Source organism: Hymenobacter guriensis (genome assembly GCF_015773195.1).
In the GTDB taxonomy this organism is placed as follows: Bacteria; Bacteroidota; Bacteroidia; order Cytophagales; family Hymenobacteraceae; genus Hymenobacter; species Hymenobacter guriensis.
Genome location: NZ_JADWYK010000008.1, coordinates 53,535 through 77,551 on the forward strand (window position 1 = coordinate 53,535; position 24,017 = coordinate 77,551).

Genomic DNA, 24,017 nt, shown 5'->3' on the forward strand with positions numbered 1-24,017 from the left:
ACCTGGCCGGAGCCGGGTGGGGCGTTGGGTTGGTTAGCGCACCGGGACAGGAGCATCAGGCCGAAGCTGCGGGCGTGGTGGGCGCGGGCACCGGCGCGTCGTAAATCACGTAGTCTTCGTGCTTGCTCACATCGGTCTGCACGAAGGCGGCTTTGCCGGCCTCACACAGCTCTACCAGCTCCTCATAGAGGGCATTACCGGCCGTGAGGCGCTGCTGGGTGGCCGCTGCCGCCCCCGATTCCGCGTCGTGCTGCTCGCCTATGGCGGCCAGCAGGGCCGCATTCTGGGTTTCGAGCAGGGTGAGGTCGGCGGCTTTCAGACCTTTGGACGCGTAGGCCGCCAGGTTGGCGCGGCCCACGCGCACGGCGCGTACCAGCCCCAGGTACAGGTCGCCTTCGGAAGCCGAGTTCAGGCCGCTGGTGCCAAAGGCCTTGTACTGCGGGGTGCGGTTGTCGTGCACCAGGCCCACCATACCCATCACGCGCTGCATAGTGCCCAGGGCGGTGGTGCGAGCGGCTTCTTTGGCCTGGGTGGCAGTAGCGGCGGCCTGCACGCCCTCGCCCTCGGTGGGCAGGGCCACGAAGGCGGTGAGCAGGGCTTGTAGCTCGGTGATGCGGGCCGACGTGACGCCGTACCCGGCCAGGGCCGCCTGGTCGCGGCGCAGGTAGCCAAGCTTCTCGGTGGTGGTAGTCACCAGAGCGGCCTGGGACATGCTGTACTGGGGGAGTTCGGGTTTCTTTTTCATAGATAGAGGAAGGAAGTATTGGAATAGCTGCCAGCCCGGTGCGCTCCGCCAGCGGCTCGATAAGCTGCACAATTTCAATGGCTTTTGCAAGCCTGCTACCTCTGCGGCCGGTGGCCGGTCAGGAACTTCTGCGCGGGCCTCCTAGGGGTGTGGCCGCTCACCCAGGAAGTGGGCGCGCGCCTCCCGGGACTTGCCGCACTTGTCCTGAGCTACCGCCGCTGCTTTCGATACGCCGACGCGGGCGTCCTACACCTCAGCGCGAGCGTCCTAGACGTCAGCGCGAGCAATGGCGGGTGCCCAAAAGGCCGTTTGGAAGGCGTAGAAGGAGATTAGGCGAAAACAGGAGGGAAGCCCGCCCGCTTTCCGGGCACTTGCGCTGAACCCCTATCTTTGAGCACACGCCTCCGCCATGCAAAACGATATCAAGACCCTGCGCATCCAGAATTTCAAGTCCATCAAGGACGTGACGATGACACCCCGCCGCGTCAACCTCATCATCGGCCCGCCCAACGTAGGCAAGTCGAATATTCTGGAGGCTATGAGTTTGTTGGGGGCAGGGCTTTATGATGATAGAAAAACATTCATGGGTGAAGTTTTAAGATATGAATGCTTTTCAAACTTGTTTTATGACAATGATAATAGTATCCCTGTTGTAGTTGAGTCATCTAAATATATAACTGTAATTTCTTCATATGGAATTAGCAGAGAAAATTACAAAGTTACAGGAGTGGATAAAAACTTATTTAATGAATATAAAAATATCGTTCAAAAAGATATGCTTGATTATAGGGTAGATTATAATGTGGAAAAAGAAGATGTTTCAAAGCTAGTTACAGAAATGGATTCAGAAAGAGCTAATGGGCAGGATGCTATAAGTAACGTTAAAAGAGAAGGATATATTTATGATTTTCATGCTTTTTCAGTTCAGGAAAGTGGTTCTTTCAATAGATTGAATGGTAGCTACTACATTGGTAGCCCCCTGCTATCTAGGTATTATGTGTTTAAGCATAAGCAGCCTTACGAACAAAGAAGTGAATATAAATTTCTTTCTCCTCCATACGGTGCTAATCTACTGGAAATTGTTAAACGTAATAAAGTATTGAGAAAAGATATAGTTACCTTGTTTAAGCCATATGGACTAAATCTAGTGCTGCGTGTTAATGATAGAAAGTTTGAAATTCAAAAGAACATAGATGATTTTGTTTATAATTACCCTTATTCCAGCATTGCCGATACGCTCCAACGCATCATCTTCTACCTCGCTGCTATCGAAAGCAATGACGACGCAGTGATACTGTTTGAAGAACCGGAGGCACATTCGTACCCGCAATACGTGTCAATGCTGGGTAAACGCATTGCCCAGAGCCGTAACAATCAGTTTTTCGTGGCTACGCACAGCCCGTATCTGCTGACGGAAATTCTGGAACAGATGCTGCCCGATGAGGAGCAGGCCCGGGAGCTGGCTATTTTCGTGACGTACTACGAGGACTACCAAACCAAGGTAAAGCAGCTCAGCGACGAGGAAGTGCGCGCCATCCGCGGCGACTCGGTGGATGTGTTCTATAATATGAACCGCTACATCCCGCGCCCCGCCAATGGCTGAGTACGCGCTGTTCGTGCCCGAGTGCAACGTAGATACCTCCCTCACCTTGTCGTTGGTGGCCTATCGTTACCCGTTTGTCAGCCACCGGCAGGGCATTGGGCAGGTGGCCCGCGTGCTGGTGCAGCAGCAGGCTGCCTGCCGGGCCGGGCGCGTGGTGGTGGGCATGGTAGACCGCGACAAGAAATTTACCGAGGCCCCCGAGCTGGCGAAGTTCCGGCCCCTGGCCCGGCCCCGGCGCGGGCAGGAGCAGTTTCATGAAATCCTGAAGCACCCCGAGGTGCCCAACCAGTACCTTATCGTGCTGAACCCGGCCTGTGACTCCTGGCTGTACCGGGCCGCCGAGGCAGCCAGCATCAGCTTGCCCGCGCTGGGTTTGCCCACCGCGCTGCCGGCTTTCATTGACTTCTGTAAGCAGGAAAACGTGGAGGAAAACCCGCAGATGCAGCGGCTGCTACGCGACATTCAGCGTGCCCAGCCCATTGCCTACCGCGACTTGGCCGACTTTGTAGCCGAGGTGATGCACCTGCCCGGGGCGCACCCGTAACCGGGGGCGGCTCAGAAGTCCAGGTTCTCGGGCTCGCCTAGCTGGCGGCGGCCTTTGAGGATGCGCTTTTTCTGCTCGTTGAAGAACTCATCGGGGTGGGGGCTGTGGGGCGCGTCATCGTCGGGGGTAGGGTGGGCAATGCCCAGGGTTTCGCGCTGCCTATAGGCCTCGTACACCTGGGGCAGCGCGGCGCGCAGCTGGTCGAGGTAGTGGCGGTTAGCGGCCTGAATAATAGCCTGGCGCCAGTCGGCGTGGGCCTGAATGGGCACCAGACCGGGGCCGGCATTCTGGAGGCGCTCTAGGGCCAGGGGCAGTGTAAGGCTATCCTCAGCGGCGTCGTAAGCTGTCAGCTGCTGGCGGGCTTCAAACTGCCGTAGCAGGCGGGCGGGCTCGTAGCGGCGCAGCAGCTCGCGCACCAGTTGGTTGTACTCGGGGCCATAGGTGGGCACCTGGGGGCGCGGGTCGGGCGGAGCAGGGGCGGGGGTAGCCTTGGCGGGCTTGCGACTGGCCTTTTCGTAGTGGAACTCCAGGTCGCCGCGCACATCGGGCAAGGAGCGCAGGTAGCCGGTGCCGCGGTGCAGGTCCCAGAACTGGGTCCACTCGGTCAGGTCATCCGCCTCGTCGGGGTCTTGGGCCCGCGTCCGCAGGCTGCGGTAGCGCCGGTGAAGCCAAAAGTCGCTGGAGAGGTGGCTGTCGCTGAGCTCATCCGGGTCGGTGAGCTGGGCCAGAAAGGCATCGAACAAAGCCAGCTCTTCGGGGCTGATGGGCGTAAGCACGGGGCAGGCCCTGATGTGGTCGTGCCAGTCTTCGAAGTTGGACGTAAGCTGAGCGCCGGGCACAGTTACCAGTCCGGCCCGCCATTGGCACTCCAGGTCGAACAGCTTCTGATGCTGGATAAGCCATAGGTGCTCGGCCGCCGGCTCCTCGTGCTGGTGAAGGAGGTATTCCAGGTCTTTTTCGTACTGCTTCCCATGCGTGTGCAGCTGCTGGAGCAGGGTGGCATAGTTTCGCAGAAACAGCTCGTGAAACAGGGGCTGGTAGCTGGCCAGCCACTCGCGCAGGCGTGGGTCAGCCAGAATATCGGCTTCGGAGCGGGGGCCGGGTGGCTCTTGGGACAGGTCGGGGGAATCAGTCATCAGGAAAAGAGAAAAAAGCCACGGGAAATAAGCCAAAAAGTACGGGTTTCGGCTACGTCAGGCAAGTTCGCGGCGCGTCGGAGCGCCACGCCCCCGGCCGCATGCGGCTGCCCGTCGTATATTTCCGAACCCAACCGTGCCCGTATGCCCGCCTTCCCGGCCTCCCTGCCTCCGCTCGACGACCTGACCCTGACGCTGCTCAACGTGTCGTTGACGGGCGTAATCCTGTTTCGCCCGGTGATGGCAGGGGCTGGCTCCCACGACATCGTGGACTTGGCCTACGAGTTTCTCAACCCCGCGGCCCGGCGGATGCTGCAGCTGCCCCAGCAGCCCGCCGAAACGTTTCTCACGCTCTATCCCAACGCCATTGGGGCCGGCATCTTCGATTTCTACCGCAATACTTACAACTCGGGAGAGCCGGGCCGCTACGACGTAAACTACCAGCACGACGGCCTGGACAACTTTTTTCACCTCTCGGCCCAGCGCAGCGGGGAGCTACTGGTCGTAAGCTTTACCGATACGGCCGATCAGAACCGCACGGCCGCTGAGCAGTCCCTGCGCGAAAGCCAGGCCCGGGAACAGGCCGCCCGCGCCACCGCCGAGCGGGAACGGAACCTGCTGAACGCCCTGCTCACGCAGGCGCCCGTGGCCATGGGCGTGTTGCAGGGCGATGAGCATGTGGTGGTGGCCGTAAATGAGCAGATGAGCGCCATCTGGGGCTATAGCGCCAGTGAGCTGCTGGGCCAGCCGCTGCTGGAAGCCGTGCCCGAGCTGCAGGGGCAGGGCTTCACGGAGCTGATGGCGGAGGTAGCCCGCACGGGTGTGCCCTTCGTGGGCACTGAGGTGGCGGCCCAGCTGCGGCAAAACGGCCGCCTTGATACCCACTACTTCAACTTTGTCTACCAGCCCCTGTATGATGCGGACGGCGCCCTGCTGGGCGTACTCGATCTGGCCGTGGACGTGACGGCGCAGGTGCTCAGCCGCCACGAAGCGCAGAACCTGAATGAGGAGTTGGCCGCCACCAACGAAGAGCTGCACGCCGCCAACGAGGAGTTTCTGCAAAACAATGCTGAGCTGTTTCTGGCCCAGCAGGAGCTGCGCCTGCTGAATGAGGAGCTGGAAGCCCGCGTTCAGGACCGCACTACCGATGCCCGGCGGGCTTACGCCACGGCTGAAAGGCACCGCGCCCGCCTGGAGCGCCTGTTTATGCAGGCCCCGGCCGCCATCTGTATTCTTAATGGCCCGGACTTGGTGTATGAGCTGGTGAACCCCGGCTATCAGCAGCTGTTTCCGGGCCGGCAGCTGCAGGGCAAACCCATCCTGGAAGCCCTGCCCGAAATAGCCGGTCATGAGGTGCACCGTACGTTTCGGCAGGTCTACGAAACCGGCTATACCCATACGGAGCAGGGGCTGCTGATACCTATTGCCCGGCCCGAAGACGGACAGCTGGAGGACCGGTATTTCAACTACATTCAGCAGCCTCGCTTCAACGAGCAGGGCCACATTGATGGTGTACTGGTGTTTGCCTTTGAAGTAACTCAGCAGGTAGAGGCCAGCCAAGCCCGCGAAGCCAGCGCCCAGCAATTGCGACTGATTACTGATGCGCTGCCAGTACTCATTAGTTACCTCGATGCTGATGAAGTATACCGATTCACCAATAAGGCCTACGAGGCTTGGTTCGAAATTCCTGCCGAGTCGTTGCTAGGGCGACCTGTGCGTGAGGTGTTAGGCGAAGCCGCCTACCAAGCCGTGAAAGGGTACATCGACCGGGCACTAGCTGGCGAGCGGCTGGATTTTGAGGCACGTATGCCGTACCGTGAGGGCTTCATTAGATATATCCACACCAGCTACATTCCCGATCTGCGCGGGGGCAAGGTGCAGGGCTTCTACGCCCTTGTTACGGATGTGACCGAGCAGGTGGAGGCACGCCAGCAGGTAGACGCCGTCAACGAGCAGCTCCGGAGCCGCAACACCGACCTGGCTGCCCTCAACCAGCAGCTTACCCGCACCAACATCGACTTGGACAACTTTATCTATACCGCCTCTCACGACCTCAAAGCCCCCATCACCAACATCGAGGGCCTGCTGCACGTGCTGCAGAGTATGCTCACAACCTCCACCGCGGCCCCGGAAGTAGGGCCGGTGCTGGGCATGATGTACGAGTCGGTGGCCCGCTTCAAGCGCACTATTCACCACCTGGCCGACGTGACCAAGCTCCAGAAGGAGCACACCCAGCCCACCACCGAAGTAGCCCTGGCACCCGTGCTGCGCGACGTGCAGCTGGACCTGGCCCCGCTGCTCTCCGAAACCGGCGCCCGGCTTACCATTGATGTGGAAGCCTGCCCCAGCGTGCGGTTTTCGGTGAAAAACCTGCGCTCCGTGCTCTTCAACCTGCTTAGCAACGCCCTCAAATACCGCCGCCCCGACCGCCTGCCCGAAATCCGCGTGGCCTGCCATCCCGATGGCGACTACACGGTACTCACGGTGCAGGACAACGGCCTGGGCCTGGCCCCCGAGCAGCTGCCCGAGCTGTTTACTATGTTCCGGCGCCTGCATAGCCACGTGGAGGGCACGGGGCTGGGCTTGTACATGGTGAAGCGCAGCGTGGAAAACGCCGGGGGCCGCGTGTCCGTAACCAGCGAGCCGGGCGTAGGCTCCGTTTTCTCGGTGTATTTCCGTCGTTCCTAGCTGTCTTCTTACCGTTCCGATACCTCCCCAGCCGTCCTGGCTGGCCGATGCCGCTCTATTCATGACTCCGCTGCCGTCTGTTTTGCTGATCGATGATGACCCGATCAATAATTTCCTCAATAAAAGCCTGCTCACCCGTCTGGGCATAGCCCAGCACCTTACCGTGGTTGAAAGCGGCCACGCGGCCCTGGATTTCCTGCGCCAGCACTGCCAGCAGCCCACGCCGGTCTGCCCGGTACTTATTCTGCTTGATATCAACATGCCCGGCATGAACGGCCTCCAGTTTCTGGAAGCTTACCAGCAGTTGCTGCCCGAGCAGCGCCAAGGCGTGGTCATCGTTATTCTCACCACCTCCCTGCATCCGCGCGACGTGCGCCAGGTGGAGCAGCTAGGCATCATTGATGAGTTTCTGAGCAAGCCGTTGACTGCCGATAAAGTCAGTGCCCTACTGCATAAGTATTTTCCCTAGGCAAGGGCGCAGGGCTGATCTTGCCGCAGGCCTGAATGCTTAGCCCCGGTTTACCTGGCGGGGTGCCTGTTCCCGCAACGTTTCCTGACGCGGATGGGCGAATCATAAAATAGTGCGACCTTCGTTTTCCGGCACAGGCAAACGCCTGCGCAGGTCCGTGGCCACGATTTATGCTTGCCGAACGCAGGGTGGCGGCCGCTATCCGCCGGATTATTGCTGTTTCCTGCCGTGTTTCTATGACTGCTGCTTCTCCTGTGCTGCCCCAATTGCCCAAGGCCCCCACGGGCATTGAGGGCCTCGACGACGTAACCGACGGCGGCCTGCCCCGCGGGCGCCCCACGCTTATCTGCGGCTCGGCTGGCTGCGGCAAAACCCTGCTGAGCGTGGAGTTTCTGGTGCGCGGCATTCAGGAGTTTGACGAGCCCGGGGTGCTGATGGCCTTCGAGGAAACCGCCGACGAGCTGGCTGCCAACGTCACGTCCCTGGGCTTCGACCTCAAGCAGCTGCAAGCTGACAAGAAGCTGCGCGTAGACCACATCCACGTAGACCGCTCCGAGATTGAGGAAACCGGCGAGTACGACCTCGAAGGGCTGTTCATTCGCCTGGGCTACGCCATCGACAGCATCGGGGCCAAGCGCGTGGTGCTCGATACCATCGAGAGCCTGTTCTCGGGTTTCAGCAACCAAGCCATCCTGCGCTCGGAAATCCGCCGGCTGTTTCGCTGGCTCAAGGACAAGGGCGTTACCACCATCATCACCGCGGAGCGGGGCGAGGGAAACCTCACGCGCCAGGGCCTGGAAGAGTACGTGTCGGACTGCGTGATTCTGCTCGACAACCGCGTCATCAACCAGATTACCACCCGCCGCCTGCGCATTGTAAAGTACCGCGGCAGCACCCACGGCACCAACGAATACCCGTACCTGATAACGGAACAGGGCATTTCGGTACTGCCCGTTACCTCGCTCAAGCTGGCTCACGCCGTGTCCGACGAAATCGTGTCGACGGGCGTTTCGGGGCTGGACGAGATGTTCAAGCGGCGGGGCCTGTACCGGGGCAGCAGCACGCTTATCACAGGCACGGCCGGCACGGCCAAAACCACCCTGGGCGCGGCTTTTGCGCTGGAAGCCTGCCGCCGGGGCGAGCAGTGCCTGTACTTCGCCTTCGAGGAGTCGCCGCAGCAGCTGATCCGTAACATGCGCTCCGTGGGAATGGATCTGCAACCTTATGTAGAACAAGGGTTGCTGAGGATTGAAGCCTCACGGCCCACGCTCAACGGTCTGGAGCAGCACCTGGTCACCATTCACAAGCTCATTGGCGAGTTTAAGCCGGCGTGCGTGGTCATCGACCCCATCAGCAACCTGGTTTCAGTAGGCAGCATCACGGAAGTGCGCGGCATGCTCACCCGCCTTATCGACTACCTGAAGGTGCAGGGCATCACGGCCTTGTTCACGGCCCTGATGAGCGGCAGCAAGGCCAACCAGGAAATGACCGAGGAAGGCATATCGTCGTTGGTGGATACCTGGCTGCACGTGCGCGACCTAGAAGGTATTGGCGAGCGGAACCGGGGTATCAGCATTCTCAAAGCCCGGGGCATGGCTCACTCCAATCAGGTGCGGGAGTTTCTGGTAACCGACGAGGGCATCCGCCTGCTGGACGTAGTTATCGGGCCGGCGGGCATTGTGACGGGGGCCGGGCGCCACACCCAGTTTCTGCAGGAGCAGGCCCTGGCCCTGGCTGCCCAGCAGGAGGTGGAGCGCCGCGAGCGGGAAGTGGAGCGCAAGCGCCGCGTGCTGGAAGCCACCATTGCCAACCTGCGCACCGAGTTCGAGTCGGTGGAGGAGGAGCTGCGCCACGTGGGCCAGGAGGAGCAGCAGCGCCAGCAGGACCAGCGCCAGGCCCGCCAGCAGGTGGCCCAAGGCCTGGCGCCCCGCCCGGGCGGCACTTCAGCCGCCGAGCCTACTAATTCGTAATACCCCGGCATGGAAACGTCGTTAGCTTCGGCACCCTTACTTATGGACGAGGAAATTTGGGAACTGCGCCTGTACGTAGCCGGGCACACCGTCAAGTCCGTCACAGCCCTGGCCAACCTGAAAAAATACTGCGAGGAGCACCTAGCTGGCCGCTACCGCCTGGAAGTTATCGACCTACTGCAGAACCCGCAGCTGGCCGAGGGCGACCAGATTCTGGCTATTCCCACGCTGGTGCGCAAAGTGCCCTCGCCCATCCGCAAAATCATTGGTGACCTCTCCAACCAGGAGCGGGTGCTGGTGGGGCTGGATATCCGGCCCCTCGACCCTAAGTAGCCCTGCGGTATGGAATCAGAGGAGGGCCAGGCGGTGGCCGGAGCCGAGTACGTATTGCACCTGTACATCACCGGCGCCACGCCCAACTCGGCGCGGGCCGTGCAGAACATCAAGGAAATCTGTGAGCGGTACCTGGCTGGCCGCTACGAGCTGCAGATCGTGGACATCTATCAGCAGCCGGAGCTGGCCCGGGAAGCCCGCATCATTGCGGCACCTACGCTGGTGAAGCGCAGCCCCGGCCTTATCCGCTGGCTGGTAGGCGACCTGTCGGAGCGGCGCCGGGTGCTTACCCTGCTTGGCATTGAGCCCGACCCCAACGACCCATACCTGCATGGCTGAGCGCGCACTTTCCCCGACTGAGGCCCTGGCGTTGGAAAATGAGCTGCTGCGCCAGCAACTGCAGGAGGCCGAAGACCTGCTCACGGCCATCCGGACCGGCACCATCGACGCACTGGCCGTGCAGGCCCCCGACGGCCCCCGCATCTTCACCCTCGCCGGCGCCGACCAGAGCTACCGCACCCTCATTGAGCAGATGAACGAAGGGGCCCTGCTGCTGAGCGAAACCGGCACAGTGCTGTACTGCAACGCCTGCCTGGCAGGCTGGCTGCGGCTGCCGCTGACAGAAGTTATGGGCAGCACCTTCGCCGATTTTGTGCCGCTGGGCTTCTGGCAGGCGTGGGAGACGCTGCTGGCCCAGGGCTGGCAGGGCAAAGCTAAGGGCGAAATCCCGCTGGAAGCCACCGACGGTCTGCTATTGCCGTTTGCCTTGTCGATGAACGTGCTGCAGTTCGGCGAAACACCGGTGCTGGCCGTTATCGTGACTGACCTGGCCGCCGAGCGCGAAATAAGTGGCATCCGGGCCCGGGTAACGGAGCAGAACGCCTTGCTTAGCCGCCAGCACGAGGAACTCAAAAGCCAGGAAACGGCGCGCCAGGCCGTGGAGAAGGCCGCTGCTGAAGCCCACCGCATGCTGGAAGGAATTCCGCAGATTGCCTGGACGGCTGATGTGCGGGGCGAAAACACTTTTCTGAATCAGCGCTGGTTTGATTACGCGGGCCCGCAGGCCGGCCAGCCGCTGGCCGAGTGGCTGACGGATAGCCTGCACCCCGAGGACATCCGGGCCGCTGAAACCAAGTGGGAGCAGAGCCTGCGGACCGAGCAGCCGCTGGAAGTGGAGTGCCGCATCCGCAACGCCGCCGGCGAGTACCGCTGGATGCTGGGCCGGGCGCTGCCTTCCCGCAACGAGCAGGGCGAGATTATTCAGTGGATTGGTACCTATACCGATATTCACGAGCACAAGCTGGCTCAGCAGCGAATTGCCCAGGCCCAGCAGCAGCTGCACCGCAACAATGAGGAGCTGGTGCGCGCCAACGTGGACCTGGACAACTTCATCTACACCGCCTCCCACGACCTCAAGCAGCCCATCAACAACATTGAAGGCCTGCTGCAGGCCCTGCTGACGGAGCTGCCCGCCGGGGTAGGGAGCAGCCCGGAGGTGGAGCCGCTGCTGAGCATGATGCAAACCTCCGTGGACCGCTTTAAGCGCACTATTGAATACCTGACGGAAGTTACCAAGCTGCAGAAGGAGCATGAGCCCCAGCCGGCTTTTGTGCAGCTGGCGCCGGTGGTGGAAGAAGTGCTGCTGGACCTGGGGCCGCTGCTGCAGGCTGCCGATGCCAGGCTGGATGTAGAGGTAGCCAACTGTCCCAGCATCCCATTCTCCGAAAAAAACCTGCGGAGCGTGGTGTATAACCTGCTTAGCAACGCGGTGAAATACCGGTCCCCGGAGCGGCCCCTGCTCATTCGGGTGCAGTACCGGGCCGAGGGTGGCTACCTGGTGCTCACGGTGCAGGACAATGGCCTGGGCTTTCCGATGGCCAGTTCCCATAAGCTCTTCGGTATGTTTCAGCGCTTTCACGGCCACGTCGATGGTTCGGGTATCGGCCTCTACATGGTCAAGCGCATTCTGGACAATGCCGGCGGGCGCATTGAAGTAAACAGCACAGTAGGCGAGGGGTCCACGTTTTCGGTCTGGTTCCCCTACTAGCCAGCCTACCCAACGTTGCCGCAAAGGCTGTTCCTGGCGGGGTTCCGAAATAGGACCGCGTCCGTTTCACCCTGCCAAAATGCCGGCTCATCAGGTTAGCTGAAAACACTGGAATTGGCTATTGAAATTAGTTTGATTTTTTCGGGTAAAATGCCGTAATTTGGTCTTAATGTCATTTTGTAACTGAAATGACGAATGCTTCATGGTAGGGTATTAGCTAAATATTTTGGGAACTTTGCCGGCCGCCTTTGCCTTGAAGCGTATTGCGTTCTGCGCAGCTAACGGTACTTTTGATGACAACCCGCATTCCCTTTGCCGACCAACCCCCTGTTTCGATGGTCAACCCCGACTCTCCGATGGATGATGCTGCGCAGCCCCTGCTTTTCGGGGCCGGTGACACGATGAGCTTTGAACCCACGGCTGCCGCGCCCGCCGCGGCCGAAATGGCCCTCGACGGAGAGCAGCCCGAAACACCCGCCGAAACCGAACAGCTGCTGCAGGAAATGGCTGCCGCCGAAGACGAGGCCTCGGTGGAAGAAGCCCCGGAGCCTGTGACGGAGGAAGAGCCCAAGTTTGCCCCCGGCGAAACCATTCACGACGTAGCCACCGTGAACGGCATGTACCAGAACTGGTTTCTGGACTATGCTTCCTACGTGATTCTGGAGCGTGCCGTGCCCGCCATCGAAGACGGCCTCAAGCCCGTGCAGCGCCGCATTCTGCACGCAATGAAGGAAATGGACGACGGCCGCTTCAACAAAGTAGCCAACGTCATCGGGCAAACCATGCAGTACCATCCCCACGGCGACGCCAGCATCGGCGACGCTATGGTGAACCTGGGCCAGAAGGATTTGCTCATCGAAACCCAGGGCAACTGGGGTGACATTCGCACCGGCGACGGCGCCGCGGCCCCGCGCTACATTGAGGCCCGCCTGAGCAAGTTTGCCCTGGATGTGGTGTTCAACCCCGACATCACGGAGTGGCAGATGAGCTACGACGGCCGCAAGCGCGAGCCGACCACGCTGCCCGTGAAGTTCCCTTTGCTGCTGGCCCAGGGCGTGGAAGGCATTGCCGTGGGCCTGAGCACCAAGATCATGCCCCACAACTTCCGCGAGCTGTGCAAGGCCAGCATCGACGTGCTGCGGGGCCGGGAAATCCAGCTGTTTCCAGACTTCCCAACCGGCGGACTCTGCGACGTGACCAACTACAATGGGGGCCTGCGCGGGGCCAAAATCCGCCTGCGCGCCACCATCGAGAAGGCCGACAAGACCCTGCTTGTTATTCGCGACATTCCGTACGGCACCACCACCACGGCGCTCATGGAAAGCATCGTGAAGGCCTCGGAAGCCAACAAAATCAAGATCAAGAAAGTCGTGGACAACACGGCCGCTGAAGTCGAAATTCAGGTGCACCTGCCGACGGGTATTTCCCCTGACCTGACGATGGACGCGCTGTATGCCTTCACCGACTGCGAAATCAGCATCTCGCCCAACACCTGCGTCATCATCGAAGACAAGCCGCGCTTCGTGGGCGTGGAGGACATGCTGCGGCTGAGCACCCAGAAAACGGTGCGGCTGCTGGAGCGGGAGCTGGAAATCCGCCAGGATGAGCTCAACGAGAAGTGGCATTCGGCCTCGCTGGAAAAGATCTTCATCGAAAACCGCATCTACCGCAAAATTGAGGAGTGCGAAACCTGGCAGGACATTCTCGACACGATTGAGAAAGGCCTGAGCAAGTTTGTGCGCGTGCAGGGCTCCAAAGCCAAGGCCGACGACCAGCGTATTGTGCTGCGCCGTGCCATCACGGAGGACGACCTTACGCGCCTGACCGAAATCCGCATCAAGCGCATCAGCAAGTTCGACGGCTTCAAGGCCGATGAGTACATCCAGAAGCTGGAAACCGAGCTGGCCGAAGTAGCCGACCACCTGGCCAACCTCACGCGCTACGCCATTCACTACTTCGAGGGGCTGCTGAAAAAGTACGGCGCCGGCCGGGAGCGGAAAACCCAGCTGCGCACCTTTGACGTGGTAACGGCCCAGAAAGTGGCCGTGGCCAACCAGAAGCTCTACGTGAACCGCAAAGACGGTTTTGTGGGCTACGGCCTGAAAAAGGACGAAAGCGTGGATTACCTCTGCGACTGCTCGGACCTGGACGACATCATTGCCATCAAGCGTGACGGCACGTTTGTGGTGACCCGGATTGCCGAAAAAACCTTCGTGGGCAAGGATATTCTGCACGCCGGCGTGTACAACAAGAACGACGACCGGCTGGTGTACAATATGGTGTACCAGGATGGCGCCTCGGGCATCGCCTTTGCCAAGCGCTTCCTCGTTTCGGGCATCACCCGCGACAAAGCCTACGACCTCACAAAGGGTACCAAGGGCACCAAAACGCTTTATCTCACGGCAAACCCCAACTCCGAGTCGGAAGTGGTGAGCGTGCAGCTTTCCGACAAAGCCCCGGCCCGCGTCAAGCAGTTTGACTTCGATTTTGCCGAGCTGGCCATCAAAGGCAAAGGCTCGATGGGCAACATCGTGACCAAGCAGCCGATCAAGAAAATCACCCAGAAAAGCCTTGGCGACTCCACCCTGGGTGGGCGCGAAATGTTCTTCGACAGCGTGGTGGGCCGCCTCAACACCGCCGGCCACGGCCGCTACCTGGGCACCTTCGACACCGACAATACTATTCTGGTGGTGTACAAGGATGGCTCCTACGAGCTGAAGTCACCCAACCCAACCTACCACTTCGATGTACCCAACATCGTGCTGCTGCGCAAGCTGGAGCCCGATACGGTCATTAGTGCTGTGTACCTGGATGCGGAGACGAAAACGCACTACGTTAAGCGCTTTAAGATTGAAACCAGCACGCTCGAAAAGCGGTTTGTCTTCATTTCCGAAGCGCCAGGCTCGAAGCTGCTGTGCGCTACCTGCTTTGCCGAGCCGCAGGTGGAAGTGAAGCTGCAGCGCGACAAGAAGGCCGACAAGGAAACCGAGAAAATCCAGCTCCACGAGTTCATCGACGTGAAAGGCTGGAAGGCGCTGGGCAACAAGCTCAACTACTTCAAGGTCCACGCTGTGACGTTGCTGACGGACGAAGGCCCCGAGCCGGAGCGCCGGGCGGCCAAAAAGAAAGCTGCGCCGTCGCCCCAGGCCCAGCCCAACGACGCACCGGCGCCGGCCGAGACGCACGGTCACGTGGATATATCGGCCGCCGAAGTAGCCCAGGCCCAGGCCGTGCTCAAAACGCCCAAGTCGCAGCTCAAGCTATTTTAGCCGCCACATTCGTATAACTCTCCCGAAAGCCTCGCCTACCAGCGGGGCTTTTTTCTGCCCAATAAGTAGAGGTAGAGCGGCTGAATAACTGCTTTGCGAACGGCCAAAGACCGGTAGCCACCTGCAAGGTAAATCGGTTTCGACTATTCGGTTAAGTGTAAAAAAACGCCAGCTACTTTCCGTTAACCCCGATAAAAACCGCAGCTTTGCGGGAAACGCAGTTCAGTGGCAGGCAACGCGCAATGGCATTTTCGATGGGTAAGCTTAGTGCTGCTGGCATTGCTCAGTGCAGGCCCGGGGCCCGCCGTTGCCCAGGAAAAAGCACCTGCTAACGCCGTCGTTCCCAAACCTCCCGTGCGCAAGCTGCTGGCCGAGGCCCGGGCCCTCCAGCGCCAGTACCGCGACTCCGAAGCTCTGGATAAGTATGAGCAGGTGCTGCGTCAGGACGATAAAAATTACGAGGCCTTGTGGCAGGCTGCCTTGCTCAACCTTAGCATCGGCCGGCGCTACACCGATGAAACCCGCAAAAGTGCCTACTACACTATGGCCCGCGGCTACGCCGAACGGAGCTGGGCACTCAAGCAGGAGGGACCCGAATCGAACTACGCTGTGGCCCTCACGCTCTACAACCAGGCTACGCTGCTGCGCGCCAAAGACCGCCTGCGCGCCTACCGCGACATGAAGGCCTATGTGTTTATGGCCGTAGCCCGCCGCCCCGATTGGTCGGAAGCCTGGCAGCTGCTGGGCCGCTGGCACTACCGCGTCGACCACTACAACCTGCTGGAGCGGGCCTTCAGCGGCTTGTTTCTGGGTGGCCGGCCGGGCGGCGCCAGCTCCCGCAAAGCCATTGACGCCCTGCAGCGGGCACAGGAGCTGAATCCCCAGCGCATCGAAGTGTATTATGATCTGGCCCGGGTGTTCGAAAACCAGGACCGCCGCGCCCAGGCCCTTGACATTCTGCGCCGGGCTGCCACGCTCACGCCTTTCACCACGGAGGAGTTGGAAATCAGCCGCCGCTGCCGCAATCTGCGCGAAAAGCTGGAGCGCAAAGTCGGCCGCCAGACCTCGGGCAAACAACCCTAGAGTCCTAATTAGCCCGGCCGGAGTTCCTATCTTTGCGGGATGAAACCACGGCGCCGGACGACGTTTTTGCGGGTAACGAGCAGTGTTGGGGTCTGGCTGCTTGCCCTGCTGCTGGCGGGCTGTAGCTCCGGGGCCAGTGAGGTGCCCGAGCTGATGGTGCCGCTCAGTACGGTGCAGAGCGGGCCCGCCATCCAGGCCGAAGAACTGAATGGCGCCATTGCCCGCCAGCCCCGCAATGCCAGCCTGTACGCGCACCGGGCCGAGTTCCGGCTGGCGGCCGGGCAGGTAGAGGCCGCCCTGCGCGACCTGAACCAAGCGCTGGAGCTGGATGATGCCCCCGGCGAGTTCTACTACCTGAAGGCCCGTGCCCTGCGCGCCCAGGGCCAGCTGGCGGGCACGCTGGCAGCAGCGGCCGAGGCTTCCCGGCACGGCTACGCTTCGCCGGCTCTCAGTCTGCTGGTAGGAGAGGCCCACCTAGCCGCCCGCCACTACTCCGACGCCCTCGACCACCTCGACCGCGCCCTGCGTCAGGAGCCCGCCAACGCCGGTGCCCTGTTCTACAAGGGCCTGGCCTACTCGGGCCTGCGCGACACTGCCCAGGCACTCGCCATGCTGCAAGCCAGCGTGCGGCTGGATCCGCGCCAGCCGGAAAGCCTGCATCAGCTGGCCTTTCTGGCCAACGCCAACCATCAGCCCTTGCTGGCCGCGCCCTACGCCGCCCGGGGCCTGCGCCTGGCGCCAACCTACGGCCCGCTGCACTACGATTATGGCCGGCAGTTCGACCTGCTGGGCCTGCCCGACAGCGCCCAGCGTCACTTCCAACGCGCCCTGCGCTACGATACCACCCTCTACCGCGCCGATTACCGCGTAGCCCTGGCCTTGTTTCGGCAGCGGCAGTACCAGGCGGCTATTCCCCACCTGCGGCGGGCGCTGCGCCGCTCCGTGCTGCTGCCCAACGCCCGCCAGATGCTGGCCGAAAGCTACGAGGCTCAGGGTCAGCACGACCTGGCGCTGGTAGAGTACCAGCGGCTGGTACAGGAAAACCCCGGCAACCGGCACTGGACCTACAAAGTGTGGAAGGGCCGGGCCAGGGCCCAGGGCCAGCCCACGGAAACGCCGCGCCGCGCGGCCGTAGAGCCGGTGGCCCCGCTCAACATTTCGCGTCCGTCTTCGGGGCTCTAAAATGGGGAGGTGGTGAAATAGTGAGTTTGATGTTCTAACCGCACATTCTGTGCGGCGCCAATAGAACGTCAACTCACCGTTTCACCACTTCACAATTTCACCACTTGTGTAACTTGCGGGCTCACGGCTGTTTGTATAGCCATTAGCAACCCTCATTTTCATGCTCAACATCACCCTCCCCGACGGCTCGGTGCGCCAGTTTGTAGATGGCGCCACGGGCTACGATGTAGCCGCCAGCATCAGCGAAGGCCTGGCCCGCAATGCTTTGGGCGTGCGCGTCGACGGCGAAGTGCGCGACCTGCACCGCCCCATCACCCAGGATGCCGACGTGGCCATCCTCACCTGGAACGACCCGGAAGGCAAGTCGACCTTCTGGCATTCCTCGGCTCACCTGATGGCCGAAGCCCTCGAAGCGCTGTATCCCGGCGTAAAGCTTGGCATCGGCCCCAGCATCGAGAACGGGTTCTACTACGACATCGACCTGGGCGAAGGCCGCACGATTTCAACCGACGATTTGCCGGAGGTTGAAAAGAAGATGCTGGAATTGGCCAAAAAGAAAAGCCAGTTTGAGCGCCGTGAGATAAGCAAAGCCGACGCCATTGCCTTTTTCACCGAAAAGCAGGACCCCTACAAGCTGGACTTGCTGGAGCGCCTCGAAGATGGCACCATCACGTTCTACCAGCAGGGCGACTTCACCGACCTTTGCCGCGGACCGCACATCCCCGATACTTCGCCCATCAAGGCTGTGAAGCTGCTCAACGTGGCCGGGGCCTACTGGCGCGGCGACGAAAAGAACAAGCAGCTCACGCGCATCTACGGCATCACCTTCCCCAAAGCCAAGGAGCTGACGGAGTACCTGGAGCGGCTGGAAGAAGCCAAGCGCCGCGACCACCGCAAGCTGGGCAAGGAACTGGAGCTGTTTACGTTCTCGGAGAAAGTAGGTGCCGGGCTGCCGCTGTGGCTGCCCAAAGGCACGGCCCTGCGCGAGCGGCTGGAGCAGTTTCTGCGCAAAGCCCAACTGAAAGCCGGCTACTCGCCCGTGGTAACGCCCCACATCGGGTCGAAAGAGCTGTACGTGACCAGCGGCCACTACGAAAAGTACGGGGCCGACTCGTTTCAGCCTATCAAGACGCCAAACCCGGGCGAGGAGTTTTTCCTCAAGCCCATGAACTGCCCCCACCACTGCGAAATCTATAAGAGCAAGCCTCGCTCGTACCGCGACCTGCCGGTGCGCTTGGCCGAGTTCGGCACGGTGTACCGCTACGAGCAGAGCGGGGAGCTGCACGGCCTCACGCGGGTGCGTGGCTTCACCCAGGACGACGCGCACATCTTCTGCCGCCCCGACCAGGTGAAGGAGGAGTTCCTCAAGGTTATTGACATCGTGCTTTACGTGCTACGGGCGCTGGATTTTCCGGAGTTTACGGCCCAGATCAGCCTGCGCGACCCTGAAAATAAAACCAAGTACATCGGCTCTGACGAGAACTGGGAAAAGGCGGAGCGGGCCATCATTGAAGCGGCTGCCGAGAAAGGCCTGAGCACGGTGACGGAGCTGGGCGAGGCGGCTTTCTACGGCCCCAAGCTCGACTTTATGGTGCGCGACGCACTAGGCCGCAAGTGGCAGCTGGGCACTATTCAGGTCGACTACAACCTGCCCGAGCGGTTTGAGCTGGAATACGTGGCCTCCGACAACTCCCGCCAGCGGCCGGTCATGATTCACCGCGCCCCGTTTGGCTCCCTGGAACGCTTCGTGGCCGTGCTGATTGAGCATTGCGGCGGCAACTTTCCGCTGTGGCTTTCGCCCGAGCAGTTTGCCATTCTGCCTATTTCGGAGAAATACCAGGACTACGCCCAGCAGGTGTACGACCGCCTCACGCAGGCAGACCTACGCGGGACGATTGATGCGCGCGACGAGAAAATAGGCCGTAAAATCCGGGATGCCGAAATTTCCAAAGTGCCCTACATGCTCATTGTGGGGGAGAAGGAGCAGGAAAACGGCATCGTGTCGGTCCGCCGCCACGGCGAGGGCGACCTGGGCTCCATGCCCATCGAGGCATTCGTGCGCAACTTCGAAGAGCAGGTGGCCGAGTTGATGCGCGGGGCCTGACCTAGCGGTATTCTTCGGCGTATTTGCGGCCGCAGGTTGTTGCAATTGAAAAAAAAGCGGATATTTGCCCACTGATACGCCCGCCCGGCTTGCCGTGACGGGCGTATCAGTGCCAGATAGCCATATCTCTCACCTTTCAGTAGGAGGACTTTCCCATAGCTACCCCGAATCGTCGTTACGTACCCCGCCAGCAGGTGGAGGAGCCGTTCAAAATCAACCAGAAAATTACCGCCCGCGAAATTCGCCTTGTCGGCGAAAACGTGCAGGTGGGTATTTACCCCGTTGAGCAGGCCCGCCGCATGGCCCAGGAGCAAAACCTGGACCTGGTGGAAATTTCGCCCACGGCGGTTCCGCCCGTGTGCCGCATCATCGACTACTCGAAATTCAAGTACGAGCAGAAGAAGCGTACCCGCGAGCTGAAAGCCAAGGCCACGAAGGTGGTAGTAAAGGAAATCCGTTTCGGCCCCAACACCGACGACCACGATTTCGCCTTTAAGCTCAAGCACGCCCAGGAATTCCTGAAGGAAGGTGCCAAGATCAAGGCGTACGTGCACTTTGTGGGCCGTAGCATCGTCTTCAAGGAGCGGGGCGAAATCCTGCTGCTCAAGTTTGCCCAGGCGCTGGAAGAGCTGGCCAAAGTGGAGCAGTTGCCCAAGCTCGAAGGCAAGCGCATGTTCCTGTACCTGGCGCCCAAAGTGGTAGTGAAGCCCAAGCCCGCTGCCCCGGCTCCCGCCACCAAGCCCGCCGGCGGCAAAGAAGGAGCCCCGGCTCCTAAAGCTGCCCCCGCCGAGACGGAGGAATAGGCCGGCGCCTTACACCCGTTTTTTCCAGGCGAACCGGCCCTAGGCAGCCGGCCGCCGCAGTTGTTTTACCCACTTACTTTCCTCACAATGCCGAAAATGAAAACCAAGTCCGGCGCCAAGAAGCGTTTCACGCTCACCGGCACCGGCAAGATCAAGCGCAAGCACGCCTTTAAGTCGCACATCCTGACCAAGAAATCCATCAAGCAGAAGCGTAACCTGACGCACGCTACGCTGGTGAGCTCGGCCGATATGAACCGCGTTAAAGACATGCTGAATCTGTAATTAGGAATGCTGGATTAAGAATGCTGACTTAGCCTGTGCTGAAGTAGCCAATTCTTAATTATCAATTCTTAATTCTTAATTTTTTCACCAGGCGCCCGGCTTAAACACAAGACGCCCCATTGCGCCGCCGGCCGCCAAAAACAAGTAGGTTATGCCAAGAAGTGTCAACCACGTGGCCTCGCGCCACCGTCGGAAAAAAGTAATGCGGCTTGCGAAAGGCTATTATGGCCGTCGCAAGAATGTATGGACCGTAGCGAAGAACGCCGTAGAGAAAGGCTTGCTCTACGCTTTCCGCGACCGTCGGGTAAAGAAGCGCGACTTCCGCGCCCTCTGGATTCAGCGTATCAACGCCGGTGCCCGTCAGCACGGTTTGTCGTACTCGCAGTTCATGGGCGGCCTGAAAAAGGCTGGCATTGAGCTCAACCGCAAGGTTCTGGCCGACCTGGCCCTGAATCATCCCGAAGCCTTCAAAGGCATCATCGAGAAGATCAAGTAAGCCAGTCAGCCGCTTGCCTGAAAAAAGGCCCAGTCTCTTCCCGAGGCTGGGCCTTTTTTCAGGCTATTCTAACGGCTCTACCTACTGCGTACGAAGATACTAAACTACTTGTACCTGAGCGAGCTGCAGCCAGTTCTGAGCAGCTTCGATGTCCTGGAACAGGCGCATTTCAAAGCGGTTGCCTACGCGCTGGTGCATGGCTTCGGCCGAGGCCTGCCCAAAGATGCCCGGGGCTACTACGTGCGCAAACCGGGTGAGGCCGGCTGCCAGGGCCTGGGGCATCCACTGCTGCTCAATCCAGTCGTTGGCCTGGTTCCAGGAGCCGATTACGGCCCGGTTGTCGTTGAGCATATAGGGGCACTTGGTGGCATGCAGCACCTGCAGCACCCCCTGGCAGCCCTGAATGACGGCATCTGTAGAAAGCAGCCCCTGCCAGTTGTTGTAGATCCACTGGTTGGCGGCATCGTGCTGCACGGTCAGGTACACGTTGCCAAAGGAGTTGGTATACTGCGTCATAGGGGAGAGGCCAGGGCTGGGAAGGTAGGGGAAATGCCCGGAAATAAAAAACCGCATAGAACGGTGGTTCTATGCGGTTTTCAGTAGTAGCGGGGACGAGAGTTGAACTCGTGACCTCAGGGTTATGAATCCTGTGCTCTAACCAACTGAGCTACCCCGCCGGGTTTTTGGTGGCGCAAAGGTAGCTACAAGATTTGTAGCGGCGCAAGCGTAGACGCAAAAAAAAACCCATTAACTTGCCGCAAACCAACAGTACCACCTGGTGCTGACTGCGCTCCGCTTTGTTTTCCTCTTGCCTATGCCGCTCTCCGCTACACGTTCCAAACACCGGTTTACGGTGGAGTACCCTATCAATGCGTCCCCTAAAATTCTGTATCCGTATCTGGCAACTGCCTCGGGCCTGAGCCACTGGTTTTGCCAGCAAGTACGTACCGATCCGCAGCACCATTTTATCTTTACCTGGGATGGGCAGGACCATCATGCCGAGCTGACGTCGCAGCGTACCAACCGCTCGGCCCGGTTTGTGTTTCTCGATAAAAACCACCGCCACGCGCCCGATGCCAACTACCTGGACTTTACCATTGAGTCGTCGGAGCTCACCCAGGAAGTATTTCTGCGCGTGATTGACTACTCCGAGGAGACGGACGATATTGAGCTGCAGGAAATGTGGGATAATCTGGTACAGAATCTGCGGGAGCAGGTGGGCGGCTAGTAGCCGCCGCCGTGTTCCGGTGCCGAGCGTAAGTTAAACGAGCCGTACTTTCGTTTTGCTTACGCTTTGTTGTTGATGCCCGGGACGCATTTTATTCCCCGGCCGTACCCATGAAAAAACTCGATAAACTTATTCTGAAGGCCTTTGCCGGCCCGTTCGTGCTCACGTTTGCGGTGGTGCAGTTCATTCTGCTCACCCAGTACATGCTCAAGTACATGGACGACATCATCGGCAAGGACCTGGGCGCGGGCGTGCTGGTGCAGCTGCTGGGCTTTTTCAGCGTGCTCATCGTGCCCGTGTCGCTGCCGCTGGCCGTGCTGCTGTCTTCCCTGATGACTTACGGCACGCTGGGCGAGCACCAGGAGCTGACGGCCATCAAAACCTCTGGCATTTCGCTGCCGCGCATTCTGCGGCCAGTGCTGCTGGTAAGCACCGTGCTGGCGGTGGGCGCCTTCTGGTTCAACAACACCATCGTGCCCAAAGCCAACCTGAAAGCCTACAGCCTGCTCTGGGACGTGCGCCAGCAAAAGCTGGCTCTCGATATCCGGGAAGGCATTTTCTACAATGGCATCCCGGGCTACACCATCAAAGTGGAGAAAAAGCTGGGCGAAAACGGCGACCGGCTGCACGGCGTGATGATCTACGACCACTCACGCAGCACCGGCAACTCCGCCGTGATTCTGGCCGACTCGGGCCGCATGTTCACGCGCTTAGGCGGGCAGTACCTGAGCCTGGAACTGTTCAACGGCACCAGCTACGTGGAGCAGCCCGAAGGAAACAACCGCACCGAAACCGGCTTCTGGCGCCAGAACTTCAAGCGCAACCTCATCACCTTCTCCCTGGCTTCCTTCAGCCTCGACCGCACCAAGGAGGAGTTGTTTTCGCAAAATAAGATGATGCAGAATCTAAGCCAACTGCAGCACTACACTGATTCGCTAACCCAACAGGTAAGCAAAGAACGGCGACGCACCAGCCTCGAGCTGAATTCCTACTACACGCATATGCGCGTGGATACCCTGGGGCAAGCCCAGCGCCGCCGCCTCGCGCACTGGCAGCGCATTCCGCTGAGCCGCCTTGCCCCGCTCTCCGAAAGCTTGGTGCAGAACGCCACCGACCGCGCCCGCAACGTGCGCGCCTCCATTACCAGCGCCCAGGTACGCCTGACCGAACTGTCCCGCGACACGAACAACTACCGCATCGAAATCTTCCGCAAGTACACGCAGTCGGCGGCCATTCTCATCATGTTTTTCATCGGGGCTCCACTGGGCGCTATCATCAAGAAGGGAGGTCTGGGCGTGCCGGTGCTGATTTCAATTCTGTTCTTTATCGTATTTTACGTGCTCAGCATCATCGGCGAGAAGTATGGGCGCGAAGGGGTGATGCCCGTGGGCCTGGGTATGTGGATGGCCAACCTGATTCTGCTGCCCATCGGCCTGTTCTTTCTCAACCAGGCCCGCCGCGACTCCGGCCTGCTCGACTGGGACCTGAGCCGGTTGTTTCCCACTGGCCTGCGCTGGCCCTTCCGGGGCTATAAAGTTTAATGGTTGGAATGTGCTGATGTGCGGAAATGGCCATGAACTATCTATTCCCCTCATTAGCACATCAGCACATTCCTCACATTAGCACTTCTCACATTAAGTAGCTACCTTTGCGGCCACCCCGAAATGCGGGGTGGCTCTTTTTTTCATTTTTAATCCAGGACGGGGAAACCTATCTGCCGATGAAACTCACTACCGAAGCAAAACAGGCTATTTTCGAGAAAAGCAGCCTGCAGAAGTCCACCACCGATACCGGTTCGGCCGAATCGCAAATTGCGCTGTTCACGCACCGCATCAACCACCTGACGGAGCACCTGAAGGTAAACAAGAAGGACTTCTCAACCCGCCTGGGTCTGCTGAAGCTCGTAGGTAAGCGTCGTCGTCTGCTGGATTACCTGCAGCACCGCGAAATCAACCGCTACCGCGCTATTATCAAAGAGCTGGGTATCCGCAAGTAACCCGCCTCGCCGGAGCAGGGAGCCTTTTCACGAAGGTTC

The 24,017-nt window shown here is 60.1% G+C and carries 20 protein-coding genes, 1 tRNA gene and 1 pseudogene; 18 read left to right on the top strand and 4 right to left on the bottom strand.

The features are described 5' to 3' along the window. Window positions 1–55: 55 nt before the first annotated feature. Window positions 56–745: a hypothetical protein gene (locus I5L79_RS13995; protein ID WP_196955685.1), complete on the bottom strand. Its 690-nt coding sequence runs from the start codon at window positions 743–745 to the stop codon at window positions 56–58. Between the two features lie 409 nt (window positions 746–1,154). Here I5L79_RS13995 and I5L79_RS14000 point away from each other — a divergent pair, with 409 nt between their 5' ends. Together I5L79_RS14000 and I5L79_RS14005 are read left to right on the top strand one after the other, a co-directional pair. Continuing rightward, a complete protein-coding gene (locus tag I5L79_RS14000; RefSeq protein ID WP_196955686.1) occupies window positions 1,155–2,348 on the top strand; it encodes an AAA family ATPase in 1,194 nt (397 codons plus the stop codon). Continuing rightward, entirely contained in the window at window positions 2,341–2,892 is a 552-nt protein-coding gene (locus I5L79_RS14005) for a hypothetical protein (protein WP_196955687.1), read from the top strand. The genes I5L79_RS14000 and I5L79_RS14005 overlap by 8 nt, the downstream gene beginning before the upstream one ends. An 11-nt stretch (window positions 2,893–2,903) precedes the next feature. On the opposite strand, the gene I5L79_RS14010 is transcribed toward I5L79_RS14005, so the two are convergent. Then, window positions 2,904–4,028 carry a hypothetical protein gene (locus I5L79_RS14010; RefSeq protein ID WP_196955688.1) on the bottom strand — a complete coding sequence of 375 codons (1,125 nt, stop codon included), beginning with the start codon at window positions 4,026–4,028 and terminating at the stop codon, window positions 2,904–2,906. 144 nt (window positions 4,029–4,172) lie between these two features. Between I5L79_RS14010 and I5L79_RS14015 the strand changes: the two genes are divergently transcribed. The 13 genes and pseudogenes from I5L79_RS14015 (at window position 4,173) to rplT (ending at window position 20,754) form a co-directional block, all read left to right on the top strand. After that, window positions 4,173–6,716, top strand: coding sequence for a PAS domain-containing sensor histidine kinase (locus tag I5L79_RS14015; protein WP_196955689.1), 2,544 nt, complete (start codon window positions 4,173–4,175; stop codon window positions 6,714–6,716). Between the two features lie 61 nt (window positions 6,717–6,777). After that, window positions 6,778–7,185: a response regulator gene (locus I5L79_RS14020; protein ID WP_196955690.1), complete on the top strand. Its 408-nt coding sequence runs from the start codon at window positions 6,778–6,780 to the stop codon at window positions 7,183–7,185. A gap of 236 nt (window positions 7,186–7,421) precedes the next feature. Then, complete coding sequence (gene kaiC / locus I5L79_RS14025; RefSeq protein WP_196955691.1) at window positions 7,422–9,155, top strand: circadian clock protein KaiC; 1,734 nt, start codon at window positions 7,422–7,424, stop codon at window positions 9,153–9,155. Between the two features lie 9 nt (window positions 9,156–9,164). After that, window positions 9,165–9,488, top strand: coding sequence for a circadian clock KaiB family protein (locus I5L79_RS14030; RefSeq protein ID WP_231403107.1), 324 nt, complete (start codon window positions 9,165–9,167; stop codon window positions 9,486–9,488). Between the two features lie 9 nt (window positions 9,489–9,497). Further along, on the top strand, window positions 9,498–9,827 hold the full coding sequence (locus tag I5L79_RS14035; protein ID WP_196955692.1) for a circadian clock KaiB family protein: 330 nt from the start codon (window positions 9,498–9,500) through the stop codon (window positions 9,825–9,827). Further along, a complete protein-coding gene (locus tag I5L79_RS14040) occupies window positions 9,820–11,535 on the top strand; it encodes an ATP-binding protein (RefSeq protein ID WP_196955693.1) in 1,716 nt (571 codons plus the stop codon). Before I5L79_RS14035 ends, I5L79_RS14040 begins: the two co-directional genes overlap by 8 nt. Window positions 11,536–12,152: 617 nt before the next feature. Continuing rightward, entirely contained in the window at window positions 12,153–14,804 is a 2,652-nt protein-coding gene (locus I5L79_RS14045; protein ID WP_231403118.1) for a DNA gyrase/topoisomerase IV subunit A, read from the top strand. Between the two features lie 354 nt (window positions 14,805–15,158). Continuing rightward, complete coding sequence (locus I5L79_RS14050) at window positions 15,159–15,887, top strand: tetratricopeptide repeat protein (RefSeq protein ID WP_196955694.1); 729 nt, start codon at window positions 15,159–15,161, stop codon at window positions 15,885–15,887. Window positions 15,888–15,926: 39 nt separating this feature from the next. Continuing rightward, window positions 15,927–17,069, top strand: a complete 1,143-nt coding sequence (locus I5L79_RS14055) for a tetratricopeptide repeat protein (RefSeq protein WP_196955695.1) — start codon at window positions 15,927–15,929, stop codon at window positions 17,067–17,069. Between the two features lie 160 nt (window positions 17,070–17,229). Beyond that, window positions 17,230–19,173 (top strand): threonine--tRNA ligase, encoded by a 1,944-nt coding sequence (thrS, locus tag I5L79_RS14060; RefSeq protein WP_196955696.1) that lies wholly within the window; start codon window positions 17,230–17,232, stop codon window positions 19,171–19,173. Between the two features lie 155 nt (window positions 19,174–19,328). After that, window positions 19,329–19,886 (top strand): annotated as a pseudogene (infC, locus tag I5L79_RS14065) (translation initiation factor IF-3); the annotation flags it as partial. A gap of 177 nt (window positions 19,887–20,063) precedes the next feature. Then, window positions 20,064–20,258 carry a 50S ribosomal protein L35 gene (gene rpmI, locus I5L79_RS14070; protein ID WP_196955697.1) on the top strand — a complete coding sequence of 65 codons (195 nt, stop codon included), beginning with the start codon at window positions 20,064–20,066 and terminating at the stop codon, window positions 20,256–20,258. Between the two features lie 151 nt (window positions 20,259–20,409). Beyond that, the gene (gene rplT / locus I5L79_RS14075; RefSeq protein WP_196955698.1) at window positions 20,410–20,754 is read left to right on the top strand and encodes a 50S ribosomal protein L20; all 345 of its coding nucleotides are present in this window, start codon (window positions 20,410–20,412) and stop codon (window positions 20,752–20,754) included. 99 nt (window positions 20,755–20,853) lie between these two features. On the opposite strand, the gene I5L79_RS14080 is transcribed toward rplT, so the two are convergent. Together I5L79_RS14080 and I5L79_RS14085 are read right to left on the bottom strand one after the other, a co-directional pair. Then, on the bottom strand, window positions 20,854–21,270 hold the full coding sequence (locus I5L79_RS14080) for a hypothetical protein (protein ID WP_196955699.1): 417 nt from the start codon (window positions 21,268–21,270) through the stop codon (window positions 20,854–20,856). Between the two features lie 87 nt (window positions 21,271–21,357). Then, window positions 21,358–21,431 (bottom strand) — tRNA-Met (locus I5L79_RS14085). A 137-nt stretch (window positions 21,432–21,568) separates the two neighbouring features. Between I5L79_RS14085 and I5L79_RS14090 the strand changes: the two genes are divergently transcribed. From I5L79_RS14090 to rpsO, 3 genes are all read left to right on the top strand, one after another. Further along, window positions 21,569–21,982 (top strand): START-like domain-containing protein, encoded by a 414-nt coding sequence (locus I5L79_RS14090; RefSeq protein ID WP_196955700.1) that lies wholly within the window; start codon window positions 21,569–21,571, stop codon window positions 21,980–21,982. A gap of 110 nt (window positions 21,983–22,092) precedes the next feature. Further along, a complete protein-coding gene (locus I5L79_RS14095; RefSeq protein ID WP_196955701.1) occupies window positions 22,093–23,523 on the top strand; it encodes an LptF/LptG family permease in 1,431 nt (476 codons plus the stop codon). A gap of 179 nt (window positions 23,524–23,702) precedes the next feature. Beyond that, window positions 23,703–23,978: a 30S ribosomal protein S15 gene (gene rpsO / locus I5L79_RS14100; protein ID WP_149072523.1), complete on the top strand. Its 276-nt coding sequence runs from the start codon at window positions 23,703–23,705 to the stop codon at window positions 23,976–23,978. The last annotated feature ends 39 nt before the right edge of the window (window positions 23,979–24,017 follow it).

Coding starts and splice junctions, on each gene's coding strand:
- thrS (WP_196955696.1), top strand. CDS start 17,230: ATGCTCAACATCACCCTCCCCGACGGCTCGGTGCGCCAGTTTGTAGAT.
- I5L79_RS14035 (WP_196955692.1), top strand. CDS start 9,498: ATGGAATCAGAGGAGGGCCAGGCGGTGGCCGGAGCCGAGTACGTATTG.
- I5L79_RS14015 (WP_196955689.1), top strand. CDS start 4,173: ATGCCCGCCTTCCCGGCCTCCCTGCCTCCGCTCGACGACCTGACCCTG.
- rplT (WP_196955698.1), top strand. CDS start 20,410: ATGCCAAGAAGTGTCAACCACGTGGCCTCGCGCCACCGTCGGAAAAAA.
- I5L79_RS14080 (WP_196955699.1), bottom strand. CDS start 21,270: ATGACGCAGTATACCAACTCCTTTGGCAACGTGTACCTGACCGTGCAG.
- I5L79_RS14045 (WP_231403118.1), top strand. CDS start 12,153: ATGTACCAGAACTGGTTTCTGGACTATGCTTCCTACGTGATTCTGGAG.
- I5L79_RS13995 (WP_196955685.1), bottom strand. CDS start 745: ATGAAAAAGAAACCCGAACTCCCCCAGTACAGCATGTCCCAGGCCGCT.
- I5L79_RS14020 (WP_196955690.1), top strand. CDS start 6,778: ATGACTCCGCTGCCGTCTGTTTTGCTGATCGATGATGACCCGATCAAT.
- I5L79_RS14090 (WP_196955700.1), top strand. CDS start 21,569: ATGCCGCTCTCCGCTACACGTTCCAAACACCGGTTTACGGTGGAGTAC.
- I5L79_RS14005 (WP_196955687.1), top strand. CDS start 2,341: ATGGCTGAGTACGCGCTGTTCGTGCCCGAGTGCAACGTAGATACCTCC.
- rpmI (WP_196955697.1), top strand. CDS start 20,064: ATGCCGAAAATGAAAACCAAGTCCGGCGCCAAGAAGCGTTTCACGCTC.
- kaiC (WP_196955691.1), top strand. CDS start 7,422: ATGACTGCTGCTTCTCCTGTGCTGCCCCAATTGCCCAAGGCCCCCACG.
- rpsO (WP_149072523.1), top strand. CDS start 23,703: ATGAAACTCACTACCGAAGCAAAACAGGCTATTTTCGAGAAAAGCAGC.
- I5L79_RS14095 (WP_196955701.1), top strand. CDS start 22,093: ATGAAAAAACTCGATAAACTTATTCTGAAGGCCTTTGCCGGCCCGTTC.
- I5L79_RS14030 (WP_231403107.1), top strand. CDS start 9,165: ATGGAAACGTCGTTAGCTTCGGCACCCTTACTTATGGACGAGGAAATT.
- I5L79_RS14040 (WP_196955693.1), top strand. CDS start 9,820: ATGGCTGAGCGCGCACTTTCCCCGACTGAGGCCCTGGCGTTGGAAAAT.
- I5L79_RS14010 (WP_196955688.1), bottom strand. CDS start 4,028: ATGACTGATTCCCCCGACCTGTCCCAAGAGCCACCCGGCCCCCGCTCC.
- I5L79_RS14055 (WP_196955695.1), top strand. CDS start 15,927: ATGAAACCACGGCGCCGGACGACGTTTTTGCGGGTAACGAGCAGTGTT.
- I5L79_RS14000 (WP_196955686.1), top strand. CDS start 1,155: ATGCAAAACGATATCAAGACCCTGCGCATCCAGAATTTCAAGTCCATC.